General features: G+C 53.6%; 26 protein-coding genes and 1 tRNA gene. 16 read left to right on the top strand and 11 right to left on the bottom strand.

Annotated features, from left to right (window positions below; genetic code table 11):
• Nucleotides 1–7 precede the first annotated feature (7 nt).
• Complete coding sequence (locus tag ACO6S1_RS16635) at nucleotides 8–619, top strand: ATP-dependent Clp protease proteolytic subunit (RefSeq protein WP_422343676.1); 612 nt, start codon at nucleotides 8–10, stop codon at nucleotides 617–619.
• 55 nt (nucleotides 620–674) lie between these two features.
• Here the strand turns inward: ACO6S1_RS16635 and tig are convergent, their stop codons facing one another.
• The 5 genes from tig to gatC all read right to left on the bottom strand — a co-directional run bounded on the left by tig (nucleotide 675) and on the right by gatC (nucleotide 5,761).
• The gene (gene tig, locus ACO6S1_RS16630) at nucleotides 675–2,240 is read right to left on the bottom strand and encodes a trigger factor (RefSeq protein ID WP_422343675.1); all 1,566 of its coding nucleotides are present in this window, start codon (nucleotides 2,238–2,240) and stop codon (nucleotides 675–677) included.
• Nucleotides 2,241–2,293: 53 nt separating this feature from the next.
• Nucleotides 2,294–2,378 (bottom strand) — tRNA-Leu (locus ACO6S1_RS16625).
• A 115-nt stretch (nucleotides 2,379–2,493) separates the two neighbouring features.
• Complete coding sequence (gene gatB, locus ACO6S1_RS16620) at nucleotides 2,494–3,990, bottom strand: Asp-tRNA(Asn)/Glu-tRNA(Gln) amidotransferase subunit GatB (RefSeq protein ID WP_422343674.1); 1,497 nt, start codon at nucleotides 3,988–3,990, stop codon at nucleotides 2,494–2,496.
• Nucleotides 3,991–3,992: 2 nt separating this feature from the next.
• Nucleotides 3,993–5,474: an Asp-tRNA(Asn)/Glu-tRNA(Gln) amidotransferase subunit GatA gene (gene gatA, locus ACO6S1_RS16615; RefSeq protein WP_422343673.1), complete on the bottom strand. Its 1,482-nt coding sequence runs from the start codon at nucleotides 5,472–5,474 to the stop codon at nucleotides 3,993–3,995.
• A complete protein-coding gene (gatC, locus tag ACO6S1_RS16610) occupies nucleotides 5,474–5,761 on the bottom strand; it encodes an Asp-tRNA(Asn)/Glu-tRNA(Gln) amidotransferase subunit GatC (RefSeq protein ID WP_422343672.1) in 288 nt (95 codons plus the stop codon). The genes gatA and gatC overlap by 1 nt, the downstream gene beginning before the upstream one ends.
• 130 nt (nucleotides 5,762–5,891) lie before the next feature.
• On the opposite strand from gatC, the gene ACO6S1_RS16605 reads away from it, so the two are divergent.
• Genes ACO6S1_RS16605 through ACO6S1_RS16590 form a run of 4 tightly spaced genes read left to right on the top strand, consistent with a single transcriptional unit; the run spans nucleotide 5,892 to nucleotide 9,721 of the window.
• Nucleotides 5,892–7,016, top strand: a complete 1,125-nt coding sequence (locus tag ACO6S1_RS16605; RefSeq protein ID WP_422343671.1) for a DUF3089 domain-containing protein — start codon at nucleotides 5,892–5,894, stop codon at nucleotides 7,014–7,016.
• Entirely contained in the window at nucleotides 7,016–7,477 is a 462-nt protein-coding gene (gene ruvX, locus ACO6S1_RS16600; protein ID WP_422343670.1) for a Holliday junction resolvase RuvX, read from the top strand. Before ACO6S1_RS16605 ends, ruvX begins: the two co-directional genes overlap by 1 nt.
• Nucleotides 7,478–7,499: 22 nt before the next feature.
• The gene (locus tag ACO6S1_RS16595) at nucleotides 7,500–8,504 is read left to right on the top strand and encodes an aspartate carbamoyltransferase catalytic subunit (protein WP_422343669.1); all 1,005 of its coding nucleotides are present in this window, start codon (nucleotides 7,500–7,502) and stop codon (nucleotides 8,502–8,504) included.
• Nucleotides 8,501–9,721, top strand: a complete 1,221-nt coding sequence (locus ACO6S1_RS16590; protein ID WP_422343668.1) for a dihydroorotase — start codon at nucleotides 8,501–8,503, stop codon at nucleotides 9,719–9,721. Before ACO6S1_RS16595 ends, ACO6S1_RS16590 begins: the two co-directional genes overlap by 4 nt.
• A gap of 33 nt (nucleotides 9,722–9,754) precedes the next feature.
• Here the strand turns inward: ACO6S1_RS16590 and ACO6S1_RS16585 are convergent, their stop codons facing one another.
• The 3 genes from ACO6S1_RS16585 to ACO6S1_RS16575 are packed head-to-tail and all read right to left on the bottom strand — an operon-like array spanning nucleotide 9,755 to nucleotide 12,666.
• Complete coding sequence (locus tag ACO6S1_RS16585) at nucleotides 9,755–11,185, bottom strand: SPOR domain-containing protein (protein ID WP_422343667.1); 1,431 nt, start codon at nucleotides 11,183–11,185, stop codon at nucleotides 9,755–9,757.
• A gap of 36 nt (nucleotides 11,186–11,221) precedes the next feature.
• Entirely contained in the window at nucleotides 11,222–11,926 is a 705-nt protein-coding gene (locus tag ACO6S1_RS16580) for a hypothetical protein (RefSeq protein ID WP_422343666.1), read from the bottom strand.
• Between the two features lie 17 nt (nucleotides 11,927–11,943).
• Nucleotides 11,944–12,666, bottom strand: a complete 723-nt coding sequence (locus ACO6S1_RS16575; RefSeq protein ID WP_422343665.1) for an AAA family ATPase — start codon at nucleotides 12,664–12,666, stop codon at nucleotides 11,944–11,946.
• A 260-nt stretch (nucleotides 12,667–12,926) separates the two neighbouring features.
• On the opposite strand from ACO6S1_RS16575, the gene ACO6S1_RS16570 reads away from it, so the two are divergent.
• Nucleotides 12,927–13,952 carry an SPOR domain-containing protein gene (locus tag ACO6S1_RS16570; RefSeq protein WP_422343664.1) on the top strand — a complete coding sequence of 342 codons (1,026 nt, stop codon included), beginning with the start codon at nucleotides 12,927–12,929 and terminating at the stop codon, nucleotides 13,950–13,952.
• A gap of 18 nt (nucleotides 13,953–13,970) precedes the next feature.
• Here ACO6S1_RS16570 and serB read toward each other — a convergent pair whose 3' ends face one another.
• Nucleotides 13,971–14,852 carry a phosphoserine phosphatase SerB gene (gene serB / locus ACO6S1_RS16565; RefSeq protein ID WP_422343663.1) on the bottom strand — a complete coding sequence of 294 codons (882 nt, stop codon included), beginning with the start codon at nucleotides 14,850–14,852 and terminating at the stop codon, nucleotides 13,971–13,973.
• Between serB and miaA the strand changes: the two genes are divergently transcribed.
• The 5 genes from miaA (at nucleotide 14,845) to ilvC (ending at nucleotide 19,573) form a co-directional block, all read left to right on the top strand.
• Complete coding sequence (gene miaA, locus ACO6S1_RS16560; protein ID WP_422343662.1) at nucleotides 14,845–15,777, top strand: tRNA (adenosine(37)-N6)-dimethylallyltransferase MiaA; 933 nt, start codon at nucleotides 14,845–14,847, stop codon at nucleotides 15,775–15,777. The two genes, serB and miaA, sit on opposite strands and share 8 nt — an antisense overlap.
• Before the next feature lie 132 nt (nucleotides 15,778–15,909).
• Nucleotides 15,910–17,655 (top strand): acetolactate synthase 3 large subunit, encoded by a 1,746-nt coding sequence (locus ACO6S1_RS16555; RefSeq protein ID WP_422343661.1) that lies wholly within the window; start codon nucleotides 15,910–15,912, stop codon nucleotides 17,653–17,655.
• Nucleotides 17,655–18,170, top strand: coding sequence for an acetolactate synthase small subunit (gene ilvN, locus ACO6S1_RS16550; RefSeq protein WP_422343660.1), 516 nt, complete (start codon nucleotides 17,655–17,657; stop codon nucleotides 18,168–18,170). The genes ACO6S1_RS16555 and ilvN overlap by 1 nt, the downstream gene beginning before the upstream one ends.
• On the top strand, nucleotides 18,167–18,538 hold the full coding sequence (locus ACO6S1_RS16545) for a hypothetical protein (RefSeq protein ID WP_422343659.1): 372 nt from the start codon (nucleotides 18,167–18,169) through the stop codon (nucleotides 18,536–18,538). Before ilvN ends, ACO6S1_RS16545 begins: the two co-directional genes overlap by 4 nt.
• 15 nt (nucleotides 18,539–18,553) lie before the next feature.
• Entirely contained in the window at nucleotides 18,554–19,573 is a 1,020-nt protein-coding gene (gene ilvC / locus ACO6S1_RS16540) for a ketol-acid reductoisomerase (RefSeq protein ID WP_422343658.1), read from the top strand.
• A 49-nt stretch (nucleotides 19,574–19,622) separates the two neighbouring features.
• Here ilvC and ACO6S1_RS16535 read toward each other — a convergent pair whose 3' ends face one another.
• Together ACO6S1_RS16535 and ACO6S1_RS16530 are read right to left on the bottom strand one after the other, a co-directional pair.
• Nucleotides 19,623–20,021 carry a BLUF domain-containing protein gene (locus tag ACO6S1_RS16535; RefSeq protein WP_422343657.1) on the bottom strand — a complete coding sequence of 133 codons (399 nt, stop codon included), beginning with the start codon at nucleotides 20,019–20,021 and terminating at the stop codon, nucleotides 19,623–19,625.
• A gap of 132 nt (nucleotides 20,022–20,153) precedes the next feature.
• A complete protein-coding gene (locus ACO6S1_RS16530; RefSeq protein WP_422343656.1) occupies nucleotides 20,154–20,696 on the bottom strand; it encodes a YHS domain-containing (seleno)protein in 543 nt (180 codons plus the stop codon).
• Nucleotides 20,697–21,206: 510 nt separating this feature from the next.
• Here ACO6S1_RS16530 and leuA point away from each other — a divergent pair.
• The 5 genes from leuA to rpsF all read left to right on the top strand — a co-directional run bounded on the left by leuA (nucleotide 21,207) and on the right by rpsF (nucleotide 26,715).
• Nucleotides 21,207–22,865, top strand: coding sequence for a 2-isopropylmalate synthase (gene leuA, locus ACO6S1_RS16525; RefSeq protein WP_422343655.1), 1,659 nt, complete (start codon nucleotides 21,207–21,209; stop codon nucleotides 22,863–22,865).
• A gap of 104 nt (nucleotides 22,866–22,969) precedes the next feature.
• Nucleotides 22,970–23,941, top strand: a complete 972-nt coding sequence (locus ACO6S1_RS16520; RefSeq protein ID WP_422343654.1) for an NAD(P)H-dependent flavin oxidoreductase — start codon at nucleotides 22,970–22,972, stop codon at nucleotides 23,939–23,941.
• 116 nt (nucleotides 23,942–24,057) lie between these two features.
• Nucleotides 24,058–24,687 (top strand): hypothetical protein, encoded by a 630-nt coding sequence (locus ACO6S1_RS16515; protein ID WP_422343653.1) that lies wholly within the window; start codon nucleotides 24,058–24,060, stop codon nucleotides 24,685–24,687.
• Between the two features lie 130 nt (nucleotides 24,688–24,817).
• Complete coding sequence (locus ACO6S1_RS16510) at nucleotides 24,818–25,573, top strand: hypothetical protein (RefSeq protein ID WP_422343652.1); 756 nt, start codon at nucleotides 24,818–24,820, stop codon at nucleotides 25,571–25,573.
• 761 nt (nucleotides 25,574–26,334) lie between these two features.
• Nucleotides 26,335–26,715 carry a 30S ribosomal protein S6 gene (gene rpsF / locus ACO6S1_RS16505; protein WP_422343651.1) on the top strand — a complete coding sequence of 127 codons (381 nt, stop codon included), beginning with the start codon at nucleotides 26,335–26,337 and terminating at the stop codon, nucleotides 26,713–26,715.
• Nucleotides 26,716–26,734: the final 19 nt, after the last annotated feature.

Below are 26,734 nucleotides of genomic sequence, written 5' to 3'. Positions count from 1 at the left end.
GATATTTATGCCAACCTTTTCGCCATCCATTCCAGAATTCCATGCCGATGAAGAAAATGGAGCGTCAGATCCCTTGGCCTTCATGATGAAACGGTTGCTGGAAACGCGGACGGTTATGATTTTCGGTGGTGTCGATCAGAAACTGGCAGAGCGCGTCTCAGCGCAAATGCTGTACCTGGACCATATCAGCGAAGAACCCATCCGACTGCTGATCAATTCGCCCGGCGGCCATGTCGAGTCGGGCGATACGATTCACGATCTGATTGAATATATCAGCGCGCCGGTCGCCGTGATCGGAACGGGCTGGGTTGCCAGCATTGCCACGCATATTTTCCTCGGCGTGCCAAACAAACAACGATTTTGCCTGCCCAATACCCGTTTTCTTATCCACCAGCCTTCTGGCGGAGCGGGCGGAAAAGCGTCGGATATCGCCATTCAGGCTGAAGAGATTGTCAAAATGCGCGAACGCATTGCCCAAAAAATTGCCGAAGCGACCGGCCAATCGATTGACCGTGTGCGCAAGGATATCGACCGTGATTACTGGATGTCCACGGATGAGGCCAAGGAATACGGTATTTTAGGCACCGTAATCAATAAGGCTAGTGAAGTTAGCTTTTAAGCAGATAGACTAGCCGGAGCATGCCAGGCATGTCCGGCTAGTATAATCCTGAAGACTATTTTTTAGCGGCAGGCTTCTTGGCTGCTGGCTTTTTGGCTGCAGGTTTCTTAGCAGCGGTTTTTGCCGGTGCTTTTGCAGCTGGCTTTTTCGTTGCTGGTTTTTTGGCTGCAGGTTTCTTTGCCGGAGCCTTTTCAGCTGTAGCGGCCTTGGCAGCTGGCTTTTTCGCTGCCGGCTTTTTGGCAGCAGCCTTCTTCGCTGGTGCCTTTTTCTTGGCAGGCTTGGTTTCTGCTTCGTCTTCCGCTTCGATCGCCGCTTCCAATTCTTCGCGGGTTACCGTCTTGTCGGTAATTTCCGCTTTGTCGAACAGGAAGTCTACGACCTTGTCTTCATACATAGGAGCGCGGAGCTGGGCTGCGGCCATCTGGTCTTGCTGGATATATTCCACAAAACGCTGACGATCTTCTTCACGATATTGCTGGGCTGCCTGCTGGATCAGCATGGACATTTCCTGCTGGCTGACTTCCACACCATTGGCCTGACCGATTTCAGAGAGCAACAGACCAAGGCGAACGCGGCGGACAGCGATCTCGCGATACTCGTCCTTCTCGTCTTCCATTTCTTTCTTCGCAGCTTCAGGATCTTCTTCCTGCGCCGCTTCCTGCTCCAATTGCTGCCAGATTTGGTTGAATTCAGCTTCAACCATCGTTGGCGGCACTTCAAAATCATGCGATGCGGCCAATTGATCCAACAATTTACGCTTCATGTGCGTACGCGTCAGGCCGTTAAGTTCTTGCTCAATTTGCCCCTTTAGCAATTCACGGAGCTGATCGAGGCCCTCGAGCCCCATGGATTTGGCCATTTCGTCATCAGCTTTTGCAGCCTTGGCGGTCTGGACCTCGCCGATCACTACATCAAATGTAGCGTCTTTGCCCTTCAGGGTTTCGACATTATAATCTTCCGGGAAGGTTACCTTGACCAGGACTTCATCATTGGCCTTCTTGCCAACCAGCTGGTCTTCAAATCCGGGTATCAAGCGGCCAGAGCCGAGCTCGATCGCCATGCCTTCGCCTTTGCCGCCGTCAAAGGGTACGCCGTCCACTTTACCTTCAAAATCAATCAGGCATTGATCACCGATTTTTGCTTTGTGGCTTTTGGGTGCAGTTTCAAACTGTTTCTGGCTCTCGGCAAATCTGTCGAGTGATTCCTGAACTGTTTTATCATCGGCTTCGACCTGCAGGCGCTCAAGCTTAATACCATCGACCGAAGGCGTGGGGACGTCGGGAAGTATTTCCAGCTCGACCTTCACTTCAGCATCTTTTCCGGCTTCATAGCCATCTGCCAATGTGACGCTCGGCTGCATCGCGGGGCGCAGCTTGTTGTCGGCGATCGTTTTTTCGACGCTTTCCTGAACAGTGCTGCTCAGAGCATCCTGCATCAGGGCATCATTGTGCATCTTGCGCACAAGATTCGCAGGAACTTTGCCTTTGCGGAAACCGGGCATGTTGACCTGAGGGGCAAGTTTCTTGACCTCATTCTCGACGCGCGTTTCAATGTCCTTCGCGGAGATTTTGATGTCATAGGCTCGCTTGAGCCCTTCGTTCAGCGTTTCAACAATCTGCATGATTACCCTTTAATGCCTTCATTATTTCTATTTCGATCCATTTTTCGGTGTTGTGGTGCGGGCGAAGGGACTCGAACCCCCACACCCGAAGATACCAGAACCTAAATCTGGCGCGTCTACCAATTCCGCCACGCCCGCACGAGTTACACCGTCAAATCACTATCGAATTTTGATTGACGCGTGCGCCTAGCGGATCGATGCCCAAAGGGCAAGCCCGCTTTGCGCGTTCGCGCCCCTATTTTGCCCCGCCCGATTATCCCGCAGGACCAAGCGTCTTTTTCAGCAACTCATTCACAACCTGCGGATTGGCTTTGCCCTGCATTGCCTTCATCGTTTGACCGACGAAGAAACCGAATAATTTGTCCTTGCCGCCGCGATATTCTGCGACCTTGTCTTCATTTGCAGCCATGACGTCAGCGATGACTTTCTCGATCGCTCCAGTGTCGGATTCCTGCTTCAGGCCCTTATCTTCGACAATTTTGGCTGCACCATCGCCGGTTTCGAGCATGATCTCGAACACCTGCTTGGCGATTTTGCCGGAAATGGTGCCGTCTGCGATCAAGCCAAGCAATTCAGCCGCTTGCTGCGGAGATACGGGGCTTTGCTCAATGGACAGCCCCATTTTGTTGAGGGCACCAAACAGCTCGGAAGTCAGCCAGTTAGCCGCTGAACTTGCGATTTTCTCTGGCTCGTCCGTGGTTTCCAGCAATTCTTCAAACCAGATAGCGGTTTCATGCTCGGCCGTCAGAACGGCGGCGTTATAGGCACTCAGACCAAGAACATTCTTGTACCGTGCCCGTTTTTCGTCAGGAAGCTCGGGCAGGCTTGCCTTGCAATCAAAGATGAAGTCATCTTCCAGCTCCAGTGGCAGCAAGTCCGGATCGGGGAAATAACGATAGTCATGCGCGTCTTCCTTTGAGCGCATCGACCGGGTTTCATTCCGGTCCGGATCAAACAGCCGGGTTTCCTGCACGATTTCACCGCCGCTTTCGAGCACATCGACCTGACGCTGGGCTTCATATTCGATAACCTGCTGAATGAAACGCAGGGAATTGACGTTCTTGGTCTCCGTCCTGATGCCCAGTTTGTCGCCGGGTTTGCGGACGGAAACATTGACGTCTGCGCGCATGGAGCCCTGCTCCATATTGCCATCACAGCTGCCAACATAGCGCAGAATTGATCTGAGCTTACGAACATAAGCTGCTGCTTCCTTGGGCGATGTCATGTCCGGCATTGATACGATTTCCATCAACGCCACACCGCAGCGGTTGAGATCGACATAGCTCATCGTCGGATGCTGGTCATGCATCAGCTTACCGGCATCCTGTTCGATATGAATACGTTCCACGCCTACGGTCTTGCCATGAGCGTCCGGATCTTTTTCATCGAGAGAAATCTCGACTTTCCCCTCACCCACAATCGGATGATAAAGCTGCGAAATCTGGTAACCCTGCGGCAAATCGGCGTAGAAATAATTTTTCCGGTCGAAACGCGAATATTTGTTGATCTGTGCATTGAGAGCAAGACCCGTGCGCACGGCTTGGCGGACACATTCCTTGTTCAGCACGGGCAGCATTCCCGGCATGGCCGCATCGACCAGACTGACCTGCGTATTGGGTTCTGCGCCGAATTCGGTGGAAGCGCCTGAGAAGAGCTTCGCGTTGGAGGTAATCTGCGCATGGACTTCAAGGCCGATCACAACTTCCCATTCGCCGGTTGCGCCCTGGATACGATATGTTGATTCTGTCATATTCACCACCACTGCTCCGGCTTCGCAACAAAGCCGGCACGCTCTTCCAATGCCAGTCCGGCGTTAAACACGCCCTGTTCGTCCAGCGCCTTGCCAATAATCTGCAATCCCAAGGGAAGCCCCTGCCCGTCCAGTCCAGCGGGCACCGACATGGCTGGCAATCCCGCCAGAGAACTTGGCACCGTGAACACGTCATTTAGATACATGGCCAGCGGATCGGTCTTCTCACCCAATCCGAAGGCCGCACTCGGCGCGGTTGGCGCCAATAGAAGATCACAGCTTTCCCAGGCCTTGTCGAAATCCTGCGAGATCAGGGTCCGCACTTTCTGCGCCTGTGTGTAATAGGCGTCATAATAGCCGGCAGACAGCACATAGGTGCCAATCATGATCCGGCGCTTCACCTCGGGGCCAAAGCCGGATTCGCGGGTGGCGGCATACATGTCCTGCAGCCCTGCCCCGTCCGGCAGATCGCGCATTCCGTAACGCACACCATCATAACGCGCGAGATTGGAGGATGCCTCTGCTGGCGCGATGATGTAATAGGCAGGAAGCGCATATTTTGTATGCGGCAAGGACACATCGACGATCTTCGCACCCGCATCTTTCAGCCACTCTATGCCTTTCTGCCACAGCGCATCAATTTCCGGCGGCATATTGTCCACCCGATATTCTTTCGGGATACCGATGCGTTTACCCGTGAGATCACTTTTCAGTCCTGCCTCCCATTCGGGAACTGGCAGATCGAGCGAAGTTGAATCCTTGGGATCAAAGCCTGCCATGGCTTCCAGCATGATCGCACAATCACGCACATCATGCGCCATCGGGCCAGCCTGATCGAGCGAGCTGGCAAAAGCAATCGTACCCCACCGCGAACAGCGGCCATAAGTCGGCTTGAAACCGGTAATGCCTACAAAAGCAGCAGGCTGACGGATCGAACCGCCTGTATCTGTTCCGGTTGCTGCCGGACAGATACGACCAGACACAACGGCAGCACTGCCGCCGGAAGAACCACCGGGCGCCAGATCGGTATTGCCGCCATCATTGCGACGCCATGGCGATATGACATTGCCGAATGCGCTGGTTTCATTGGACGATCCCATAGCAAACTGGTCCATATTCAGCTTGCCGAGCATGCCAGCGCCCGCCTTGAACAGATTTGCCGAAACGGTGGATTCATATTGCGGCGTAAACCCGTCCAAAATCAGGCTGCCCGCCGTCGTCGCGACACCCTCGGTGCAGAACAGATCTTTCATGCCGATTGGCACTCCAGCCATCTTGCCGAGCGTTTCGCCGGCTGCTTTTGCTTTGTCGGTTGCCGCTGCCGCTGCCAGCGCATGATCAGGGGTTTCAACGAGTACCGCGTTAAGGGCTTTGGCGGCGCTCACGCGTGCGATGAAGGTTTCAGCCACCTCTTTTGCCGAAAATTCACCCGAAGCGACACCGCTGCGGATATCCGAAATGCCCAGTTCAAAAATCTCGGCCATTATTCGATCACCTTTGGTACAGCAAAGAAGCCATGTTCAGCCACCGGCGCATTGGCGAGAACCTTGTCACGGACGTTGCCGTCACTGACGATGTCATCGCGCAAGCGCAATTTGTTGGGGATGACTGCAGTCATCGATTCGACCTTGGAGCAATCCACCTCGCCCAGTTGCTCGACCCATCCGAGGATGTTGTTGAGCTCCGGCACCAAAGCGTCGGCCTCTGCCTCCGTTACGGCAATCCGAGACAGGCTTGCGATCTTTTTCACGGTTTCTTTATCGACTGACATATTTCATTCTTTATCGGTTCATCTTTTTTCGGGTAATAGCACAGAATATTGTGTACTTCGCGCCGCTAGCATTGGCGCGAGGCCGCTTCAAGTTGAATGAGCGGCTATAGCCCAAATTGGAGTAAAATAATTGGCGCGTAAGTTTCTTTATTTTGTTGCAGCCATGGTCGTGTTGATCCTCGCAGGGGCATTTGTCCTGCGTGTCTATGGAGAAGAACTGGCCGAAGTCGTGTTTGTTCCCGAAACGGAGTTTCAGGCCCAGGAAATGCTGGAAGACAGCATTTATGCTGATGTTTCCATGTGGTACGCACGGCCCGAAATCAAGAAAGGCAACCCGGCCCTCTGGTTGCCGCAAGGTTATGAAGCAATTGGCTCAGCTCCCAAAGCAGACCAGCGAGCGGCCATATTCTTTGTCCATCCGACATCATTTATCGATAAGTCTAAATGGAACGCGCCGCTTGGCCATAAAGAGACGGAAGATCGTACGAAGATATTTCTGCGCGGACAGGCGAGCGCCTTCAACAAAGCTGGCGATGTCTGGGCACCACGTTATCGTCAAGCAACGCTCGGCGCTTTTCTAACGGAGAAAAAAGAAGGGCAGCAGGCGCTCGACGCCGCTTATCGGGATGTCCTGATGGCCTTTGACTATTTCATCCGAGAAGTCCCCGATGATCGCCCGATCATATTGGCAGGGCATAGTCAGGGCAGCCTGCATCTGACCAATTTGCTGAAAGACCGGGTTGCGGGTACGCCGCTCGCTAACCGGATTGTCGCGGCCTATGTTGTTGGCTGGCCGGTATCGATAGAAGCGGATGTGCCGGCAATGGGCCTGAAAGTCTGCGAAACAGCCGAGCAAACCAATTGCCTGCTAAGCTGGGAAAGCTTCGCCGAGCCTGCTGATTATGGCCGGATCATTGAGGTTTATGACACAACCATCGGGTTTACCGGCGAGCCGCGCAAGGGCACCAATCTGCTGTGCAGCAATCCGATCAGTGGTAATATCAATTCCGAATCACCGGCAGCGCTGAATCTCGGCACACTGGTTCCGAATGACGAGTTGAGCGATGCAACGCTGGTCGAGGGCGCGGTGCCCGCGCGCTGTGATGAACGCGGGTTCCTGCTTATCGGCGATCCGCCGGATCTGGGGCCTTACACCCTGCCCGGCAATAATTATCATGTCTATGATTACAGCCTGTTCTGGCGTAACGTTCGCGAAGATGTGATGAAAAGGATGACTGCATTTCTCTCGCGCTAATGACAGACGACCGGAGCGCTTTTCGGGCCGCACTGCCTGACGGCGGGCGCTTGCTGGGGCTGGATGTCGGCACCAGGACGGTCGGCATGGCGCTGTGCGATGCCCAGTGGATGATTGCAACCGCTGCTGAAACAATAGAACGGCGCAAATTCTCCAAGGATCTTGAACGAATCAAGGCCGTCGTTGCACTGCAATATGTCGTCGGTTTTGTGGTTGGCCTCCCACTCAATCTGGATGGTAGCCAAAGCAAACAGACCCAGGCGGCAAAATCATTTGCCCAGAATCTGCGCCCCGTTGGGTTGCCGATATTGCTGTGGGACGAGCGCTGGAGCACACAGGCCGTCACCCGCGATCTGATCGCCGCAGATGTCAGCCGCAAACGGCGCAGCCAGGTCGTCGACCAGATGGCCGCTGCCTATATTTTGCAGGGAGCAATTGACGGGCTTGCCGCCTTAGAATGATGCCTCTATAGGGCTTGCTTTAATGACAATTGATCAAACAGGTTCACCGCCGACCGCCGGACATCAGTTTCCCGCTGGATCGGACGCTTTTCCACATCGCCATTTATTGGGTATTGCCGGTTTGCAGCCCTGGGAGATACTATTTCTTCTGAAAGAGGCCGAGCAATGGGTCGACCTCAATCGAAAATCGATCAAACATTCGAATAGGCTGGATGGCCTGACCGTCATCAACGCCTTTTTCGAGAATAGTACGCGCACGTTGCTGTCGTTTGAAATTGCGGGCAAGCGAATGGGCGCTGATGTCGTCAATATGCATGCCGCACAATCCAGCGTGAAAAAGGGTGAAACGCTGATCGACACAGCCGTAACATTGAACGCCATGCGCGCCGACGCAATTGTTATTCGCCACGCGAGTTCCGGCGCCGTGCAATTGATTGCCGACAAGGTAGACTGCCCTGTCCTCAACGCGGGTGACGGCAGTCATGAACATCCGACGCAAGCCTTGCTCGACGCGCTGACAATCCAGCGGCGCAAAGGCGATATCAGTGGTTTGACTATTACGATCTGCGGCGATGTCATGCACAGCCGGGTTGCACGCTCCAATATCTATTGCCTGACAACATTGGGCGCAAAAGTGAGGGTTTGCGCGCCAACCGCACTGTTGCCGGCTGCGTTGGATCGGATGAATGTCGAAGCCTTTTCAAATTTCGAAGATGCGCTGGACGGTGCGGACGTCGTGATGATGCTGCGTCTGCAAAACGAACGCATGAGCGGTGATTTCATCCCCAGTCCGCGAGAGTTCCACCATCTTTACGGCCTGACCAGACAACGTCTGGCAATGGCGAAGCCGGATGCACTGGTCATGCATCCAGGACCGATGAACCGAGGTGTAGAGATTAGCAGCGATGTTGCCGATGACCTTGATCGCTCCGCTATAACCGAACAAGTGGAAATGGGAGTCGCCGTGCGTATGGCCTGCCTTGATGTGTTGACCCGCCGATCGCGCGGTGTGGAGGGCTGGACATGAAACAGCTGTTTACCAACGCCCATGTGCTTGTTCCTGGTTCCGCCGCACCACAGCCTGTTAGTGTGGGAACGGACGGTGACCGCATCACCGCAGTCGGATCAGAAATCGAACAAACTGATCACAATATTGTAGATTGTCAGGCAACCATATTGACTCCGGGGATTATCGATCTCGGCGTGTTCGCCATAGACAAGCCGGCATTTCACTATGGCGGCATTACACGCGCGGCTCTTATGCCCGATCAGTCGCCAGTGCTCGACCTGCCGGCGATGATCAAACATAATGCTTCGGAAGGAAAACCCGATCTCTGGTCGCATCCTCTGGCGGCTGCGACAAAAGGCTTGAATGGTACCGAACTGGCGGAAATCGGTTTGATGAAGCAAGCCGGTGCGCGGGCGGTTGCGACTGGCCGAAGCTGGATCGCCGATAGCGGGATCATGCTCAAACTACTTCACTATTGCCGGTCCCTGGACATGCCCGTCATCGTTCACAGCGAGGATAGCGGCCTGACTGCAAATGCCGTTGCTACTGCAGGAGAAACAGCGACCCGTTTGGGGCTGTCCAGTGCACCTGCTTCCGCCGAAGCCCTTTCCATCGCGCGCGACATTGCGCTGGTTCGAGAAAGTGGCGCCCATGTCCATTTCCGGCAGGTAACAACAGCGCAAGGCTTGGATTTGATCCGTCAAGCAAAGGCAGAAGAATTGCCCGTTACCTGCGGCATAACTCCAGCGCATCTGTTTTTGTCCGACATAGCGATTAGTGATTTTCGAACCTTCGCCAAATTGTCACCACCGCTGCGCAGTGAAGAAGACCGTCTGGCTTGCCTGCAAGCCATTGCAGACGGCACGATCGACGTAATCGCATCCGGCCATGATCCAAGCGGTCCGGAAGACAAGCGCTTGCCGTTTGCGGAGGCGGATTCGGGAATGGCTGGCGCAGAAACCTTGCTGGCTCTCTCTCTCAATCTCGTTCGTGACGGACTTGTCGATTTGAACCGACTATTTGAGTTGTTATCCGCGACTCCGGCAAAAATATTGGGCTTGGAGGCAGGCCAAATTTCGGAGGGCTATGAAGCCGATCTGATATTGATTGATCTGGACGCCCCATGGCAAGTGGACACACGCAAAATGGCAGCATCGGCCGGTAATACACCGTTTGACAAGCTGCCCGTTCAGGGGCGCGTGCGTGCAATATATAAGGGCGGAAAAGCACTTTAGCTTTCCCGCCCTCAAATTGTTTGTTTGGGTTTTTTAGCGTGCCGCCAGTTTCCGTGGCGCTTTTTCAGCCATCTGGGTCGGGCGAACATTCTGCACATGGCGGACGATGCAAGCACCGCCTTTGGCTTTGATACCGGTACACATGTCTTTCGCGGACTGTTCGTTGCCAAAGCCCATGGCCGCCAGACGATATAATGTTTTGCCATTCCGGCTGATCGGGGAGCTTGCATATTCAAATGCTGCCAGATCCTCGTTCTTTGTAGAAAGGATACCCCAGGCACGTTTCACATTTTCGGGTGACGAAAATACGCCGAGCTGCACCAGATGCTTGCCATTGGAAATGGAGCGTGCACGCGGTGTGAATGCGATTTTCTGCATGATAGGTTTAACAGCAGAGATTGCTTGTGCCGCTGCGGTTTTAACAGGAGCAGCTTTTGGTGCCGGTTTCGGAGCATCTGCGGCTTCAACAACCAAAGTCTTTTCTGCTGTTTCAGGCGCAGGTTTAACATCGGAAGCTTTTTCAGCAGGCTTGCTTGCCGGTATTGCGACCTTGGTCACGGTCACATTGTTTTCCGTTGCGGTAAAGTCCACATCGGAATCTGTCGCTGGAGCAGGACCTACAGCGGGCAATGCTACATCACGATCGAAGCTAGCCACTTCCCGACTATAATCTTCTGCCGGTGTAGTTGCGGCAACGGCGGGCATTGCAGGAGCTGCGTTCAACGCCAAACCAATAGGTTGACCGGGATCATTGGCTACAGGCTGGACGTTTAGCAATGAAGCTACACGCACTTCATATGCATCCGGACGCGCCATCTGCGCCCATTGCATGATACGGCTATCGACGGTTGCAGGCGTCATGTCTTGCATCGCCATCAGTTTGGCTTCTCTCCAGCGACCATCCAAAGCATAGGCAAGGCCCAGGTTTTGGCGAGTACGGCCAGTGACATTGGAACTGCGGATAGCTTCTTCCAACGCAGCAATGGCAGTTTTGGTATCACCGGCAAGAGCCAGAGCCAGACCATAATCGGCGGTTGGAATAAATTGGCGGTTATTCTCGATGAGCTGCTTCGCTTTATTGGCTTTGCCCTGCGCCAGTTGCGACAGGCTCAGACTCAAAATCGTGCGTGCATCTCTTTTCCCGAGTTCCATGGCATCCAGGAAACTGCGCTCAGCGGAGTAAAAACGACCGGCAGCCATGTAAGACTGACCCAACAAAGCCCGTGTCTCCGGATCGCTGCCTACACCGGCAACAGAGCGCTCAGCGTAGACGATAGCCTTTTCAACCTGGCCTTTGGCAAGTGCCTTTTCAGCTTTCTTGGCATATTTGGCGCCATCTTTAACCGTAGCAGGTTTGCTCGATGAAGATGCCACCGAGCCACCTCCAAATGGACCACAGCCGGTAAGGGTTGCGGAAATAACCATGGTCGAAGCGGCCAGTTTCAATATCGTATCGCGTTTCATTTCAATGCCCTCGCAATTAAATTCTTTATCTTCGTTCTAAGCAGCGCCGCGTGACGGAATGCGCTCTGCCAAGTCGTCAAGTTCGGGGATAGACCTCAAATATTCATCCACAGCCTTGGTTACCAACTGCTGTGCCGAAACATTCTTCACCGCCGTCGCCAACCGCAGTTTTAGGTGCCTGTCAGCATCCAAACGTAAGGTAAACGCGGCCTTGGCTTTGCGTGTCCGCGACTTGGTTGCGGGACGGCGCGAATTGGCTGGCTGCTCTGTCGCTGCTGCTTTTTTGCGCCGTGGCGGTACGGCACCGATGCTGGAATTTTCAGCAACAGGTGCCACTTCGCGTGAAATGGACAATGGAACCGGTATAGCCGGTTCCGCTGCAACTGGTGCGGGCGCTGGCTGAGGCTCTGCAGCAACTTCTTCTTCAAATGCAGATTGTTGACTCAATTTCGCAGCAATTTCTTCCTGCTGTTTCCGGACCGCAGGAACCGGTTCCGGGATAGCGCCAGCCAGCGGATTATAGTGATACTGATCCGATTCTGATGGGCTTTGCGTCTCCGCGTGGGTCTCATCATGGTCAGGATTGGCGTCATAGCCCATGTCGTTCCAGCCCAGATCTTCTGTTTCGTGATCATGCTGACTTGGAAATGCCATTCCCTGACGTCGCATGGCAGGCTTTGCGCCGCCTTTGCGAGCCAGTAAAGAGGATGACAGTGATGCTAATGGCTTAGGTTCGCTCATAATCTCTGCTCCTCTCATCAAGACCCGATGACCCGGCGGCCAAAATTGCCTCCAGGTCGCTGCACTCCAGCATTCGGACTGGGTGTCATTGCAGGTGATGTGAATACCGTGCGGCGGAAATTTTTCTCTAGTCGATCAGAAATATATCCCCACAGCTGCTGTATCTCGTTGGAAGAACGACCCTCTGGATCAACTTCCATAACAGTACGACCATCGATCATCGAACCGGCAAAATCAGTACGGTGGTGGACGGTGATCGGAGCAACCGTGCCATGTTGTGATAGCGCCACGGCGGCTTCCGATGTAATTTTTGCTTTCGGGGTCGCACCATTCACGACGAACAAGAGCGGCTTGCCAGCTCGCTCGCAAAGATCGACAGTGGCACCCACTGCGCGCAGATCATGCGGGCTGGGACGGGTTGGAATAACGATAAGCTCTGCAACCGAGATGACCGACTGGATGGCCATAGTGATTGCGGGCGGTGTATCAATGACAGCCAGTTTAAAACCCTGCTGCCGCAATATTGCCAGGTCAGCGGCAAGGCGTGACACTGTGGTCTGTGCAAAGGCAGGCAATTCTGCTTCGCGTTCGTTCCACCAGTCTGCCAATGAGCCTTGGGGATCAATATCAATCAGGACAACTGGACCGGCACCGGCCAGTTGCGCTTGTACGGCCAAATGACCCGACAAAGTTGTTTTGCCGGAGCCACCTTTTTGGGATGCCATTGCTAGAACTCGCACTCTATTCCCCTTAGTCTCATCGCGGGTTGATCAGGACGTCTGAATTACATTCATCGCCTTCTCTGACATAACAGGGCTAAAATAGGGTTAACGAAGCTATGATGTTTTTTGCCGGGCCAAAAAATATTTTACATCACGTTAGATTTGAAAACGGATGTCATTGATTTTCAGTCAAGGTTACCAAAAATTTGCAAATTGGCGTTAAGGACAAATTACGGATATGATGTTCTCCACAAGTTTGCAGACCAAGGGCCTATAATATGAGTTATTCGAAATCAGCACGCCATCTCCTATTGGTTTCCGCCATGCTCGGATTAGCAATGCCTGCACTCGCGAACGTGAAGGATGGCGTGGATGCCTGGGGACGTGGTGACTATAAGACCGCTGTTGCCGAATGGCGCGGCCCGGCTGCTGCCGGCGATGCAGACGCCCAGTTTAATATGGCGCAAGCCTACAAGCTAGGCCGCGGCGTTCCAATGGATCTGGCGCAAGCGGAACGATACTATAAAAAGGCCGCTGATCAGGGGCACTTGCAGGCCAGCGACAATTACGGCCTGATCCTCTTCCAGAATCAGCGCCGCAAGGACGCCCTGCCCTATTTGCAAGCTTCCGCCAATCGCGGTGAACCGCGGGCTCAATATGTGCTGGGCACCGGACATTTTAACGGCGACTTTGTCGAAAAAGACTGGATCAAAGCTTATGCGCTAATGACCCGGGCATCTGCAGCCGGGTTGCCGCAAGCAACGTCGAATATGGCGCAGATGGATAAATATATCCCGCTTGATCAACGCCGCCAGGCAATTGAACTCGCTGGTCAGATGGAAGAAAATGAAAAACGTGTTCGCACCGCACAGGTGGGCGGTTTGCGGCCCGTGCAGTCCACCGGTGCCATTCAAACGGCGCAATTGCCGGCATCTCAAACTGTAACGCCGGCTCCCGTTCAAAAACCAGCGCCAGAACCAGTCGTTCCTGCACCCGCGGCGAAACCCGCACCAGCACCAGTTGCAACTCCTATGTCCAAACCTACTCCGGCCCCGGTTCGCGCCACCGCTAGCGGGAAATGGCGCGTGCAATTGGGTGCTTTTGGCAATCAGAACAAGGCCAAGGCATTGTGGAACACGCTTGAAAAACGGGTATCGGGCCTGAATAACCTGCAACCCTATCTTGTCGCGGCCGGTAGTATAACCCGTCTACAAGCAGGACCGTTTGCGACAAAGGCGCAGGCCAATCAGATGTGCAACACCGTCAAGGCCTCCGGCAATGACTGTATTGTGAAGGCGCAATAACGATTCTGCCGAAACGGCCTAATCGATCGTCCACTCCCGGGATCCGATTCCCTGCATATACAGCAGAGCGCTAAGATCATTATGCCTGATTGCGACATCGGCGGCAGCAGCGGCTTTAGGCTTGGCGCGATAAGCTACTCCCGTGCCGGCCAATGCAATCATCGGAATATCATTGGCCCCATCGCCCACGGCCATGCATTGCGCCAGCGATAGCCCCGCAGATTGGGCGCTTTGACGGAGCAATTCAGCCTTGCGCTGCGCATCCACGATAGAACCTGCCAGTTTCCCGGTTAAAAGAGCATCGTTTTCTGCCAATATATTTGCTTCGGCGCAGTCGAACCCGATGTCCCGCGCCACCGGATCGGCAAATCGGGTAAAACCTCCAGAAACCAATATGGTTTTTGCGCCACGCGACGCCATCGTCCGAACCAATATTTTCGCACCCGGCATGATTTCGACTTTTTCTTGAAGGCACCGGTCAATAGCCGAAATTTCCAACCCGGCGAGCAGCGCCACCCTGCCCCGCAATGCTTCTTCGAAATCCAGTTCACCCAGCATTGCGCGTTCCGTGATTTCCGCGATCTGATCCTTGATCCCGGCATAGCCAGCGAGTTCATCGATACACTCGACTGTGATCATGGTGCTGTCCATGTCCGATATCAGCAGTTTTTTCTCGCGATTCTCGACTGGCTGGACCACAAAATCAATCGCGGTTTCTTCGATCGGCAAAGCCTTGCGCAGCGCCTTGATGTCGCCCTGGCAAAAAATATCACCCGCTTTGCCGTCGATAATCTCGCCTATCCGTTCAATCCGGGCGCCTGCTTCGGCCAGACGATCGGCGGCTGAACTTAGCTCTCCCTTTTCGAGCTGATCTGCTGCTATTAGCGTGGCAATGAGCATATATTCTCCGAAAGATAAAAAAGACGTCGCATTGATCGTCGGCCCGACGGCCAGCGGTAAATCCGCCTTGGCATTGGAGTTGGCCAAAAAGCAACCCTCCGTGATCATCAATGCGGATAGCGCACAGGTCTATAAGCACCTGCAGGTCCTCAGCGCCCGGCCCAGCGAAGCGGAAATGGATGGAATTTTGCACCGGCTCTACGGTTATATTGATGGCTCTGAAACCTGTTCGGCAGCCCGTTGGGCCGCCGATGCAAAGATTGAAATAACTGCTGCTCATGAAAGTGATGCGCTGCCAATCCTTGTCGGCGGGACCGGACTATATGTTCGCACCCTGCTCGACGGTATCGCGCCGATACCAGAGATTGATCCTTACATCCGCAAGCAGGTTCGGGATTTGGAGGTAGCAGATGCCTATACAGCCTTGCTGGACGAAGATCCCGTTTCTGCCCAACGGCTAAATTTAAGAGATTCGAGCCGCATAATGCGCGCTCTGGAAGTTGTGCGATCATCAGGCAAACCATTGGATCATTGGCATGCCCATAAGGCTGGCGGGATAAAGAACGATATCGTTTTGCACCCGCTCGTCCTGCTGCCGCCACGCGATTGGCTCTATGCCCGCTGTGATCTCCGTTTCCAGATGATGTTGGATCATGGCGCAAAAGATGAAGTCGCAGACCTTCTGGAAAAGAATTTGGCGAGCGATTGTCCGGTCATGCGGGCCATAGGCGTTCCCGAAATCAGCGCTTGGATAAGAGGAGAATGCTCGCTGGATGAAGCAAGAGCTCAAGCATCTGCGGCAACTCGCCAATATGCCAAACGCCAATATACCTGGTTCCGCAATCAGTGCCCGGCTGATTGGACTCGCTTTCAGCAGATCATAAATAACGATAATCTTAATAATATTGTTAGATTATTACAATAATAGACCTTGACACAATATATTAAAATATGTAGCGCCGCCCAAATCAGGCCGGTCTTACGCATTGCCTTGCAGTGCAGCATCGCCTATCAAACCCCCGCCGTTCGCGGTTAAACTATGGTAATGGAGCTTAAAGTGGCCGAAAAAAGCGGTGCAGAAATCTTGGTTCAAACACTGCTCGATCTGGGTGTCGATACCGTATTCGGCTATCCCGGTGGCGCTGTGCTGCCGATCTATGATGCACTTTATGACCATCCCAAGATCAAACATATTTTGGTACGTCATGAACAAGCGGCCACCCATGCCGCAGAAGGCTACGCCCGCTCCACCGGCAAGCCAGGCGTTGTTCTGGTCACGTCCGGTCCTGGCGCAACCAATGCGGTTACCGGAATTACCGATGCGCTCATGGACTCCATCCCGATGGTGGTCATTACCGGACAGGTTGCCACCAACCTGATCGGATCGGACGCCTTTCAGGAAGCCGATACGGTTGGCATAACGCGTCACTGCACCAAGCATAACTATCTGGTGAAAAAACCGTCGGAATTGGCTGGTGTGTTGAACGAAGCCTTCCATATCGCCACGCAAGGCCGCCCCGGACCTGTCGTGGTTGATATTCCAAAAAATGTTCAGGTCGCGGAGGCTGAATTCAGCGCCCATAACGGAAAGATAAACCCTCGGTATCAACCGCAAATTGATGGTGATTTCAAAGCCATTAACGAAGCCGCCGAGATGATCATGCGGGCAAAGGCACCTGTTCTTTATACGGGTGGGGGCATTATCAATAGCGGCCCCAAAGCCAGCGAAACATTGCGCGAGCTGGCCGAATTGCTGGGCGCGCCGGTCACGTCGACCCTTATGGGTCTTGGCGCTTTTCCGGCCTCGTCGGAACAATGGCTGGGTATGCTCGGCATGCATGGGACATTTGAAGCCAATATGGCTATGAATCGCGCCGACCTGGTTGTCTGCCTTGGTGCGCGGTTTGATGACCGCATTACGGGCCGGATCGACGCTTTCTCGCCCAACAGCAAAAAAATCCACGTCGATATTGATCGCTCCTCGGTCAACAAGACCATTCGCGTCGATCTTCCGGTAATTGGCGATGTTGGCCGGGTAATGGAACAGTTGCTCGCCGTGTTGAAAGGCCGCAAATTCAAGGCCCCTGACTATGAAGAATGGTGGTCACGCATCAAAGGCTGGCGCGCGACGGATTGCCTCGCCTTTCCGGATAGCAAAACCGAGATTATGCCGCAGCAGGCAATACGCAAATTATGGGAAGCAACCCATGAACGCCACCCGATCATAACGACCGAGGTTGGCCAGCACCAAATGTGGGCGGCGCAGCATTTCGATTTTGAAAAACCGAATAAATGGCTCACCAGTGGTGGCCTCGGTACAATGGGCTATGGCTTGCCTGCAGCCATCGGTGCGCAACTGGGCGATCCCGACGCACTGGTCATCGATATTGCTGGCGAAGCATCTATCCAGATGAATATTCAGGAATTGGCGACGGCCAGCCAATATCGGCTGCCAGTGAAGATTTTCATCGTTAATAATGAATATATGGGCATGGTTCGGCAATGGCAGGAACTGACCTATGAAAGCCGTTATTCCAATAGTTACAGCGATAGTCTTCCAGACTTTATCAAGCTTGCTGAAAGCTATGGCTGGACCGGGATTTTGATTGAAGACCCGGCTGATCTGGAAGCTGGCATTGCCAAAATGATCGAAACAGATGGCCCGGTACTGGTCGATTGCCGCGTGGCTAAACTAGCCAATTGTTTCCCGATGATACCGTCCGGTGCAGCGCATACGGAAATGCTGCTAACTCCAGAAGACGTCAAAGGCACAATGGACGATAACGCAAAGGCGCTTGTTTAATGCATATCAAAGAAGAACAAGTCGAACGCCACGTCCTGGCGGTATTGGTTGACAATGAAGCTGGTATTTTGGCCCGGATTGCCGGTATGTTCACCGCGCGCGGCTATAACATCGAAAGCCTGACCGTTGCTGATATCAGTGCCGATCACGCAATCAGCCGGATTACCATTGCCACAAATGGTCCCCCGCATGTGATTGAACAAATTATTGCCCAACTCGACCGGTTGGTACCAGTTCACAGCGTGCGCGACCTCACCGAAGCGGGACCGCATGTGCAACGCGAACTGGCGCTGGTAAAGGTTTCCGGGAAAGGTGAAAATCGGATCGAAGCCATGCGGCTGGCTGATGTCTATCGCGCGCGAGTTGTCGATGCGACAACCGAAAGCTTCGTGTTCGAGATTACCGGCGCGCCCGACAAGATCCAAACATTTGTCGGTCTGATGCGGGAAGTCGGTTTGGTTGAAGTCGGACGCACTGGAGTAGTTGCCATCGGCCGCGGCCCGGATGCAGCATGAGTGCGATACTGCTCTTTATTGCGGCAAGCTTGATTGTCCTTCTTGCTGTGTTCCATTCGGTCGCCGGTCATAAAAAACTGATTGGCCCAATGCTGCAGGAAGATACCGACATCTTGTCCGATCCCACATGGCGCGCAATCATAGTTTTCGGTTGGCACTCGACGACCGCTCTGATTTTGTTGATTGCACTCTATTTGGCATTGGTTGCAGGCGGTCTCACCACGGGCAGTGACCTGCAACTGGCAACAACAGCTGTCACATTTATCGGCTTGGGCATCGCGAATGCGATTCTGGCGAAGTTCAAGCATCCCGGTTGGATTATCTTATCCAGCGTGGGACTCATCATACTAACTGCTCTAATTATCTGAATATAAGGAAGAAAAATGAAAGTCTATTATGACGCAGATGCCGATCTCGGCCTCATCAAGGATAAGAAGATCGCGATTGTCGGCTATGGCAGCCAGGGCCATGCCCACGCCCAGAACCTGCGTGACAGTGGAGTCAAGGAAGTGGCCATTGCCCTGCGTGAAGGGTCTGCAACCGCCAAAAAAGCGGAAAGCGCTGGTTTTAAAGTGCTGAGCAATGCAGATGCCGCCGCTTGGGCCGATATTGTTATGATTTTGGCACCGGACGAGCATCAGGCCGCCATCTATGCCGCGGACTATCATGAAAATATGAAACCGGGCGCTGCCCTCGCCTTCGCCCATGGCCTTAACGTGCATTTCGGGCTGATTGAGCCACGCGAAGATCTTGATGTCATCATGATCGCACCAAAAGGACCCGGCCACACTGTGCGCAGCGAATATCAGCGGGGCGGTGGCGTCCCCTGCCTTGTTGCCATTCACGCAGACAAGAGCGGCAATGCTCATGACGTGGCTCTCGCCTACGCCTCTGGTGTCGGCGGCGGTCGTTCCGGTATTATCGAAACCAATTTCCGCGAAGAATGCGAAACCGATCTCTTTGGCGAGCAGGCGGTTCTATGTGGCGGGATCACCCATTTGATCCAGGCCGGTTTCGAAACCCTGACCGAAGCGGGTTACGCGCCCGAAATGGCCTATTTCGAATGCCTCCACGAAACCAAGTTGATCGTCGACCTGCTCTATGAAGGCGGCATTGCCAATATGCGCTATTCCATCTCCAACACGGCGGAATATGGTGATATCACCACCGGCCCACGGATCATTACCGATGAAACGAAAGCGGAAATGAAACGGGTGTTGGCCGATATTCAGTCCGGTCGTTTCGTCAAGGACTTCGTTCTCGACAATCGCGCCGGTCAGCCGGAATTGAAAGCTGCCCGGAAACAGGCAGAGGCCCATCCGATCGAGAAAACCGGCGCCGAGCTGCGCGCCATGATGCCGTGGATTGGTGCCAATCAGCTAGTCGACAAAGAAAAGAACTAGTATCTGGCAGATGTTTGAGTAATCGCGTTCGCTCTGGCCATTTCTTCGGCTAGGCGGCGCGGTCTCTTGCCGCAGCAAAACTGAGCAATTCGTCCGCTACATCTTTGTCGCAGGCTTTGGTCATTTCGCTGACGGCTGCAACCAGGCTATTGCTGCGTTCGGCATTTTTAGATGCCATGGTCCATTTGGGAAATTGTCGGCGCACGACAAAACCGCTTTTTACCATGAAAACCGCCGTATGCCGTGGATCGGATGCGATGCGGTTGAACGTCTCTTCAACTGCTTTCTGATCGCCTTCCAGATATTGCAGGAACCGTTTCTTGTCTTGGATCAGCAAGCCGGTAATATTGTTAAAGCGATTATTCTTGCGCGAGGACGCCAATATTTGATCGATGTCGGGCTTGCCCACCTCGGGTTTAGGCGTACTTAGATAAATCAGTCGAAACATGTATCGGCCCTCAAACGATAATGAAACGACAGTCTAGGCCGTTTTTGTTAATTATTTACGAGCGAACAAACTCCCATATAAAAAGGCAGTGAAGCCGAGCTCCACCGCCTTTTATGTCTTGAGCGTTAGCGCCTATGCGTCGTCGTAGCGAGCATCTGCCGGAATTTTGGGAAATTCCTCGTCCGCTTTTTCGATAAAGCCGGGAATATCCGTGTTCCATGTTTCCTGAACCTTTTCATTGAAGTTCAGATAGAGCTTGCCGTCGACAACCGCGTAGAGTTTCGGATCACCTGAGGCGAGCTTGCCGCGTGAAGCTGCCCATGCACAATGCCCGCCATATTGAGGCGCAAATTTTGCTGGCTCAGCTTGAAATTTCGCTGCATTTTCGGCCGAAGCAAAGTGATATTCGACGCCATTATATTTGACGCGATGCTCTTTACTACCTTCAACGGGCACACCGTCGCCTTCAAAATAGCTGACGGTGTCATAGCCGCTGACTGCGACATTTTCCGAACCCGCTGGCCCGGTAAACACGGGGAGCTTCATGTCATCGGAAACTTCGACAATAGTTGCAGCTTCTGTGGTTTCGGTATTCTCCGCCGTATCAGACGATGGTGAAGAACATGCGATCGGTAATGTTGCCATCATGATGGCAGCTAGAAATGTTTTATTCATGGGTAAATCCTTTAGGCAATTTCGTTTCAGGGGGAGACGTGTCTTAACATGTGCTAACCCTCTCAAACCACTATCAATTATTGCGGTGATCAGGCGGCGACACAAGCCGTTTGAGTCGCCTGAGCAGCAGAAGGCGCGATGCGCGCCAATGGTACAATTAAATTTTTCATTTTCCGGTCCTTGGCAAGATTCAAGTTCTTGTGTTTAATAGTAAAAATAATCTCATTGAGCTGTCATGCTCGTGATAGGTTTCGTAGGGGCGACCAAAAAGGTTTCACTCTGTGCAAAATAAATTCACCAGCATGGTTGATTTTTGCACCGCAACAGATATGAACATCGGCATGAGATGTGCCTCAAACCTAGAGCTACACCGACTTATGCGCCCTTAGGCGTAGCTGTGCTGCTGCTCGATGCAGCGGCCCCGCCTAAGGGATTATTTTTCCAGAAAATTGAAATTAACTAGCAATTTCCGCCTTGCGCGAAATCGCTTGCAGCATAAGAGTATCGACCATGCATCCTGTACCATCTCAAAAATATCGCCCCTTTGGCCAGATCGATTTGCCTGACCGCCAATGGCCTTCCCGTACTATCGAGAAAGCCCCGCGCTGGCTCTCCACCGACCTGCGCGACGGTAATCAGGCACTGATTGATCCGATGGACGCCCAAAAAAAACAGCGTTTCTTTGATCTGCTCGTCAAAATCGGGATCAAGGAGATTGAAGTCGGTTTTCCATCCGCCGGTGCAACAGACTTTGATTTCATCTCGGGTCTGGTAAAATCGGGCAGCATACCCGACGATGTCACAGTGCAGGTATTGACCCAGTCCCGTCGTGACCTGATTGAAACGAGCTTCGCCAGTCTGGAAGGCGCCAGAAAGGCTATCGTCCATCTTTATAATGCGGTTTCGCCAGCATGGCGTGATGTCGTGTTCAAGCTGGACAAGGATGGCGTGAAGGATATTGCGAAAGAAGGCGCAACGATCCTGCGCGAACAGGCGGAGAAATATCCTGATACCGACTGGCATTTCGAATATTCGCCGGAAACATTTTCCACGGCTGAAATCGATTTCAGCCTCGAAGTCTGTGAGGCGGTCATGGAGATTATCGAGCCCACGGCAGAGAAACCCCTGATCATCAATCTGCCGGCAACAGTCGAAGCTTCAACGCCCAATATCTATGCCGATCAGGTGGAATGGATGTGCAAACATATCAGCAAGCGCGACCATGTCGTGATCAGCCTGCATACCCATAATGATCGCGGTTCGGGGATTGCGGCATCAGAGCTTGGTTTGATGGCTGGCGCGGACCGTGTCGAAGGCTGCCTCTTCGGCAATGGCGAGCGCACCGGCAATGTCGATCTGGTGACGCTGGGCCTGAACATGTACACGCAGGGCGTTGATCCAAAGCTGGATTTTTCCAACATGGATGAAATCGTCAAGACTGTCGAATATTGCAACCAGTTGCCGGTTCCGGAACGCCACCCCTATGCTGGCGAGCTGGTTTTCACGGCCTTCTCCGGTTCGCACCAGGACGCGATCAAAAAAGGCTTTGCGGCGCAGGAACAGCGCAACGACGAGTTGTGGAATGTGCCTTATCTGCCCATCGATCCGCGCGACATTGGGCGCGATTATGAAGCTGTCATCCGCGTCAACAGCCAGTCCGGAAAGGGTGGAATCGCCTGGATTCTGGAACAGGATTACGGGCTGAAACTGCCCAAACGCCTGCAGGCCAATTTCAGCCGCACGGTTCAAGAGCTCGCCGACGAGACAAGCCGGGAACTGTCCGCCAAGGATATCTGGGGCGCCTTCCAGACACGCTACCATCTCGATGGCGGCGGCAAATACAGCCTGATCGACTATCAGGAGAGCCAGGCGGGCGGCGAACGCATATTTGTCGGAAAGGTAAAGGGGCCTGAAGGCGAAACGTCCGTCAGTGGCCGCGGCAATGGCTTGATTTCAAGCGTCGTCGATGCCCTCGCCTCATCGCTGGGAATCACGCTGGAAATCATGGACTATCAGGAACATGCGCTGGGATCAGGCAAGGACGCCCAGGCAGCAGCCTATGTCGAATGCACGACCGGCGATGGCCGCGAATTCTATGGTGTCGGGATAAACAGCGACGTTGCAAGGGCCTCGGTTGAAGCCCTGCTCAGCGCTGTAAACCGGATTTAGCACCCGGATTAAGCAATCGGTTAAAATAACAGTGGAATCCGCTGCCGCTTGCGGTATGGCGGGATCCTAAGCTTTTCTGTTTAGCCTTTTCTATTGGGGACCTTATGACTTTACCTGCCATTTTCGACAATCTTCGCCTTCCGCTTATCGGTTCACCTCTGTTTATCGTATCGGGTCCCGAACTGGTCATTGCGCAGTGTAAAGCCGGAATTGTCGGGTCTTTCCCCGCCCTTAACGCACGGCCGCAAAGCCTTCTGGACGAATGGATGCACCAGATCACCGAAGAGCTGGCCGCATGGAACCGCGACAATCCAGACAAGCCTGCAGCGCCTTTTGCGGTAAACCAGATTGTTCACAAGTCCAATGACCGGCTCGATCAGGACATGGCGACTTGCGAAAAATGGAAGGTGCCGTTGATCATCACCTCGCTTGGTGCCATCGAAGATCTCAATACCGCCGTCCATAGCTGGGGCGGGATTACGATGCATGACATTATCAACGACCGCTTTGCCCACAAAGCGATTGAAAAAGGCGCCGATGGCCTGATTCCGGTGGCGGCAGGTGCTGGCGGCCATGCAGGGGTCATCTCTCCCTTTGCGCTGATGCAGGAAATTCGCCAGTGGTTTGACGGTCCTGTCGCCTTGTCCGGTTCTATCGGTTGCGGCGCATCGATCCTGGGCGCACAGGCGATGGGCGCGGACCTCGGCTATATGGGTTCGGCCTTTATTGCGACCAAGGAAGCCAATGCCGATCAAGGTTATAAAGACGGCATTGTAGAAGGTCGTGCCAAGGATATTGTCTATTCCGACCTGTTTACCGGTGTCAGCGGCAATTATCTGCGCGGTTCGATCGAAAATGCCGGCCTCGATCCGGATAATCTGCCAGAGGGTGACTATAAAACCATGAACTTCGGCTCTGGCGGCAATACAGAGAAAAAGGCCTGGAAAGACATCTGGGGCAGCGGCCAGGGCATCGGCGCGATTGATGAAGTCCGCTCGGTTCAGGATATGGTCGACAAGTTGATCAGCGAATATCAGGAAGCACGGGATAGTCTGGTGACGCGGTTTAACTATTAGCGCTATCTATTTCTTCGATATTTTAATGTCCGCTTTGGGCGCAAAAGCGGACGTGCTTAGTCCGCATTTCATGCTAAGTGTTTTCAACACTTTTTGGAAAATAGCGAAAGAAAAGCATGTTGCATGTATTCTGTAATCTGGAAGATCTGGGTGACGGCAGTGACCCAATGTGTGACATGACTTTCGAAATTGTGGAACGTCAATTTGATGAACAATCTTCAACTTGGAAACTTGATCTTAGGGCGGATGCAACTCCCTACGGACAAGTAGGTTTTGATGCCAAGATTCCAACAGTGGGATGGAACGAGCAGATTGACGATTTGGGTGAAGAAGAATTTAGGATTTACTGGGGAAATATTACTCTGCAATCCTGCGGTGAAGAGAGCGATGAGTTGCTGACCCTAATGGCTGACTACTTTGAAATCTCTGCTCCGATTGCCACAGAACACGGCTTTATCCGAAAGATACTCAACCGGAGCAAAGACTCCTCAGTACCGAAGTGGACATTTGCGGAATCTATAGAATGTCAGACCGTCTGTTTAGCATCCGATCCTTCCGCAATTGCCGATAAACCAGTGCGAATGAAGCTGTTCTTTGAAAATGTCGATAAGAATGGACGCTATGCCGAGGTATTCCTGATCCTCGATATGGCAAAAGGCGTTGCTTATCTCGACGAGAAAGATGAGGATTATCGAGCTGACTTGATCCATTGGCTTTCTTTGTTTGGATCGACCGGCGAGGGTTAAAAATCTAACGTCCGCTTTCGGGATAAAGCCGCCCCTCCGGCATGACAGCGCTTTCGTGTCTCTTTGCCCTTTCCTACAAATAACCAGATAGGTTATATCTGCATGTTCCCCAACAGAAAGGAACAGAGCTATGACCGAACACCCGATACATGAACAATTTACCGACATCCCTGCTGCCGATGATCTGGCGCATCCCCGGGAGCGCCATGATGGCTGGTCGCCGGACAGGCAGGTGGCGTTTCTCGAAGCCCTGGCGCGAACCGGCAATGTGCGGGCAGCGGCGCGCTATGCCGGGTTGTCGCGGGAGAGCGCGTATAAGCTCAGGCGCAGGCCGGATGCGCGGGCCTTTGCCCGGGCGTGGGATGCGGCGCTCATTCATGCGCGCGATGTCTTTCAGGATGAGCTGATGGACAAGGGGCTCAATGGCTGGCGCGAGGCGGTATGGCATCAGGGCGAGGAAGTGGGCACCAGAGAGCGCTGGAGCGCGCCCTTGTTTCTGGCGGCATTGGCACGGCTCGACAAGATGGCCGACGGGCTGGATGTGAAAGGCAATCCGGCACGGGTGGCAGCAGAGCATTTTGATGATCTGCTGGAAGGCATCGGACAGGGCAGCGATTGTGCAGAACTGGTCGAGGAGATTGAGGCCTCTGGCCGGACGGTCGGTGCACAGCCGCAATCATCCTTGTCCAACAGCGATTTGCTGGCGACCATCGCGCTCCACAGCGAACGCGAGAAGATACAGGCGATGGCGCCGGAGGATATTGATGTCTCCGATCTCGATATTGCCGAGCGGGAAGAATGGGATGACCTGCAATGGGAGCGGGCCGATCGCAGCGGCTTGCTGGAGCGCAGCGGGATATTTGATGATCTGGAAGAACCGGTGTGAATTGTGTGAACTTTGGAGCGTGAAAGGGAGAAAGGAGGGTGTGTGAATTGTGTGAACTTTGGGAAGAGATAGGTAGGCAAAGCTGGTGGTTGGTGCTCCGCACTTGATGCGGAGCACGGGGGAGGGAGTTTTTTTAACCTCAGGCGCCGGGCGCGCTTGCCTCGCTGCGCTGGGACGGATCATCTCAAGTGAGGCACCGGTCTTTATTCTCTCCCCCGGAGGGAGAGAAAAGACTTGGCTTGGCAGCTGGCTGCGAAGCCAAGTCTTATTGAGGGGGCAAGTCTTAGAGAGAGGCCAGCGACAATCGCCAGCATCAGCGATAGCCGCCACCCCTCACCAAGTTTCGCTAGCGCCCCTGGACAAGCCCAGGGCCGCAAGCTGCACTGTCCTCTCCCTCAAGGGGAGAGGAGTTTTGAGTTAAGCTCAAGCGGGCGGATGCCCGCGCCCGGCGCCTGAGGAAAAAAACTCCCGCGACCCGCACAAGCGGTTGCGGCACTCTCGCGCCCGTGCTTCGACAGGCTCAGCACGAACGAGGTGAGCGCAGGGAGGTGTGAATGGTGTGAACTTTGGGGGCGATTGTTTACTGGGCGTTGGGGACCAGCAAACCATCATCACAACACTTGCATTCCTCTCGCAAATCCGCCATGAGCGCCGCTTCCGCGTCATTCGACTGTTCGAATCACTTGGAAAACCAAAGAAAGCCGGAGGGGCGTGTCTGCATGGTGCGGCGTCAGCGATCGGTAACATGAAGGAAATGAAGCATGCCGCATTATGAGCATGTCTTCCTCGCGCGTCAGGATTTGAGCCAGTCTCAGGTCGATGCACTCGCTCAGGAAGCTACAAAAATTGTTGAAGCCAATGAAGGCAAAGTCGTTTTGACGGAAACCTGGGGCCTGCGCACGCTGGCATACAAGGTTCAGAAAAACCGCAAAGCGCATTATGTCATGCTGCGTCTCGACGCACCGACCAACGTGATTGCCGAGTTGGAACGTCAAACCCGTATCAACGAAGATGTGATCCGTTTTCTGACCATCCGCGTGGACGAACATGAAGAAGGCCCATCTGTCATGATGCGCAAGCCTGATCGTGACACCCGCCGTGGTGGTGGTGATCGCCCTCGCCGTGATCACGACGATAGTTAAGCTAGAAAAGGAGTAATAA

The organism is Parasphingorhabdus sp., assembly GCF_965233695.1.
Taxonomy (GTDB): domain Bacteria; phylum Pseudomonadota; class Alphaproteobacteria; order Sphingomonadales; family Sphingomonadaceae; genus Parasphingorhabdus.
This window is presented reverse-complemented; position numbering and strand designations above follow the sequence as displayed.

Coding starts and splice junctions, on each gene's coding strand:
- ACO6S1_RS16635 (WP_422343676.1), top strand. CDS start 8: ATGCCAACCTTTTCGCCATCCATTCCAGAATTCCATGCCGATGAAGAA.
- tig (WP_422343675.1), bottom strand. CDS start 2,240: ATGCAGATTGTTGAAACGCTGAACGAAGGGCTCAAGCGAGCCTATGAC.
- gatB (WP_422343674.1), bottom strand. CDS start 3,990: ATGACAGAATCAACATATCGTATCCAGGGCGCAACCGGCGAATGGGAA.
- gatA (WP_422343673.1), bottom strand. CDS start 5,474: ATGGCCGAGATTTTTGAACTGGGCATTTCGGATATCCGCAGCGGTGTC.
- gatC (WP_422343672.1), bottom strand. CDS start 5,761: ATGTCAGTCGATAAAGAAACCGTGAAAAAGATCGCAAGCCTGTCTCGG.
- ruvX (WP_422343670.1), top strand. CDS start 7,016: ATGACAGACGACCGGAGCGCTTTTCGGGCCGCACTGCCTGACGGCGGG.
- ACO6S1_RS16595 (WP_422343669.1), top strand. CDS start 7,500: ATGACAATTGATCAAACAGGTTCACCGCCGACCGCCGGACATCAGTTT.
- ACO6S1_RS16590 (WP_422343668.1), top strand. CDS start 8,501: ATGAAACAGCTGTTTACCAACGCCCATGTGCTTGTTCCTGGTTCCGCC.
- ACO6S1_RS16585 (WP_422343667.1), bottom strand. CDS start 11,185: ATGAAACGCGATACGATATTGAAACTGGCCGCTTCGACCATGGTTATT.
- ACO6S1_RS16580 (WP_422343666.1), bottom strand. CDS start 11,926: ATGAGCGAACCTAAGCCATTAGCATCACTGTCATCCTCTTTACTGGCT.
- ACO6S1_RS16570 (WP_422343664.1), top strand. CDS start 12,927: ATGAGTTATTCGAAATCAGCACGCCATCTCCTATTGGTTTCCGCCATG.
- miaA (WP_422343662.1), top strand. CDS start 14,845: ATGAGCATATATTCTCCGAAAGATAAAAAAGACGTCGCATTGATCGTC.
- serB (WP_422343663.1), bottom strand. CDS start 14,852: ATGCTCATTGCCACGCTAATAGCAGCAGATCAGCTCGAAAAGGGAGAG.
- ilvN (WP_422343660.1), top strand. CDS start 17,655: ATGCATATCAAAGAAGAACAAGTCGAACGCCACGTCCTGGCGGTATTG.
- ACO6S1_RS16545 (WP_422343659.1), top strand. CDS start 18,167: ATGAGTGCGATACTGCTCTTTATTGCGGCAAGCTTGATTGTCCTTCTT.
- ilvC (WP_422343658.1), top strand. CDS start 18,554: ATGAAAGTCTATTATGACGCAGATGCCGATCTCGGCCTCATCAAGGAT.
- ACO6S1_RS16535 (WP_422343657.1), bottom strand. CDS start 20,021: ATGTTTCGACTGATTTATCTAAGTACGCCTAAACCCGAGGTGGGCAAG.
- ACO6S1_RS16530 (WP_422343656.1), bottom strand. CDS start 20,696: ATGAATAAAACATTTCTAGCTGCCATCATGATGGCAACATTACCGATC.
- leuA (WP_422343655.1), top strand. CDS start 21,207: ATGCATCCTGTACCATCTCAAAAATATCGCCCCTTTGGCCAGATCGAT.
- ACO6S1_RS16520 (WP_422343654.1), top strand. CDS start 22,970: ATGACTTTACCTGCCATTTTCGACAATCTTCGCCTTCCGCTTATCGGT.
- ACO6S1_RS16515 (WP_422343653.1), top strand. CDS start 24,058: ATGTTGCATGTATTCTGTAATCTGGAAGATCTGGGTGACGGCAGTGAC.
- ACO6S1_RS16510 (WP_422343652.1), top strand. CDS start 24,818: ATGACCGAACACCCGATACATGAACAATTTACCGACATCCCTGCTGCC.
- rpsF (WP_422343651.1), top strand. CDS start 26,335: ATGCCGCATTATGAGCATGTCTTCCTCGCGCGTCAGGATTTGAGCCAG.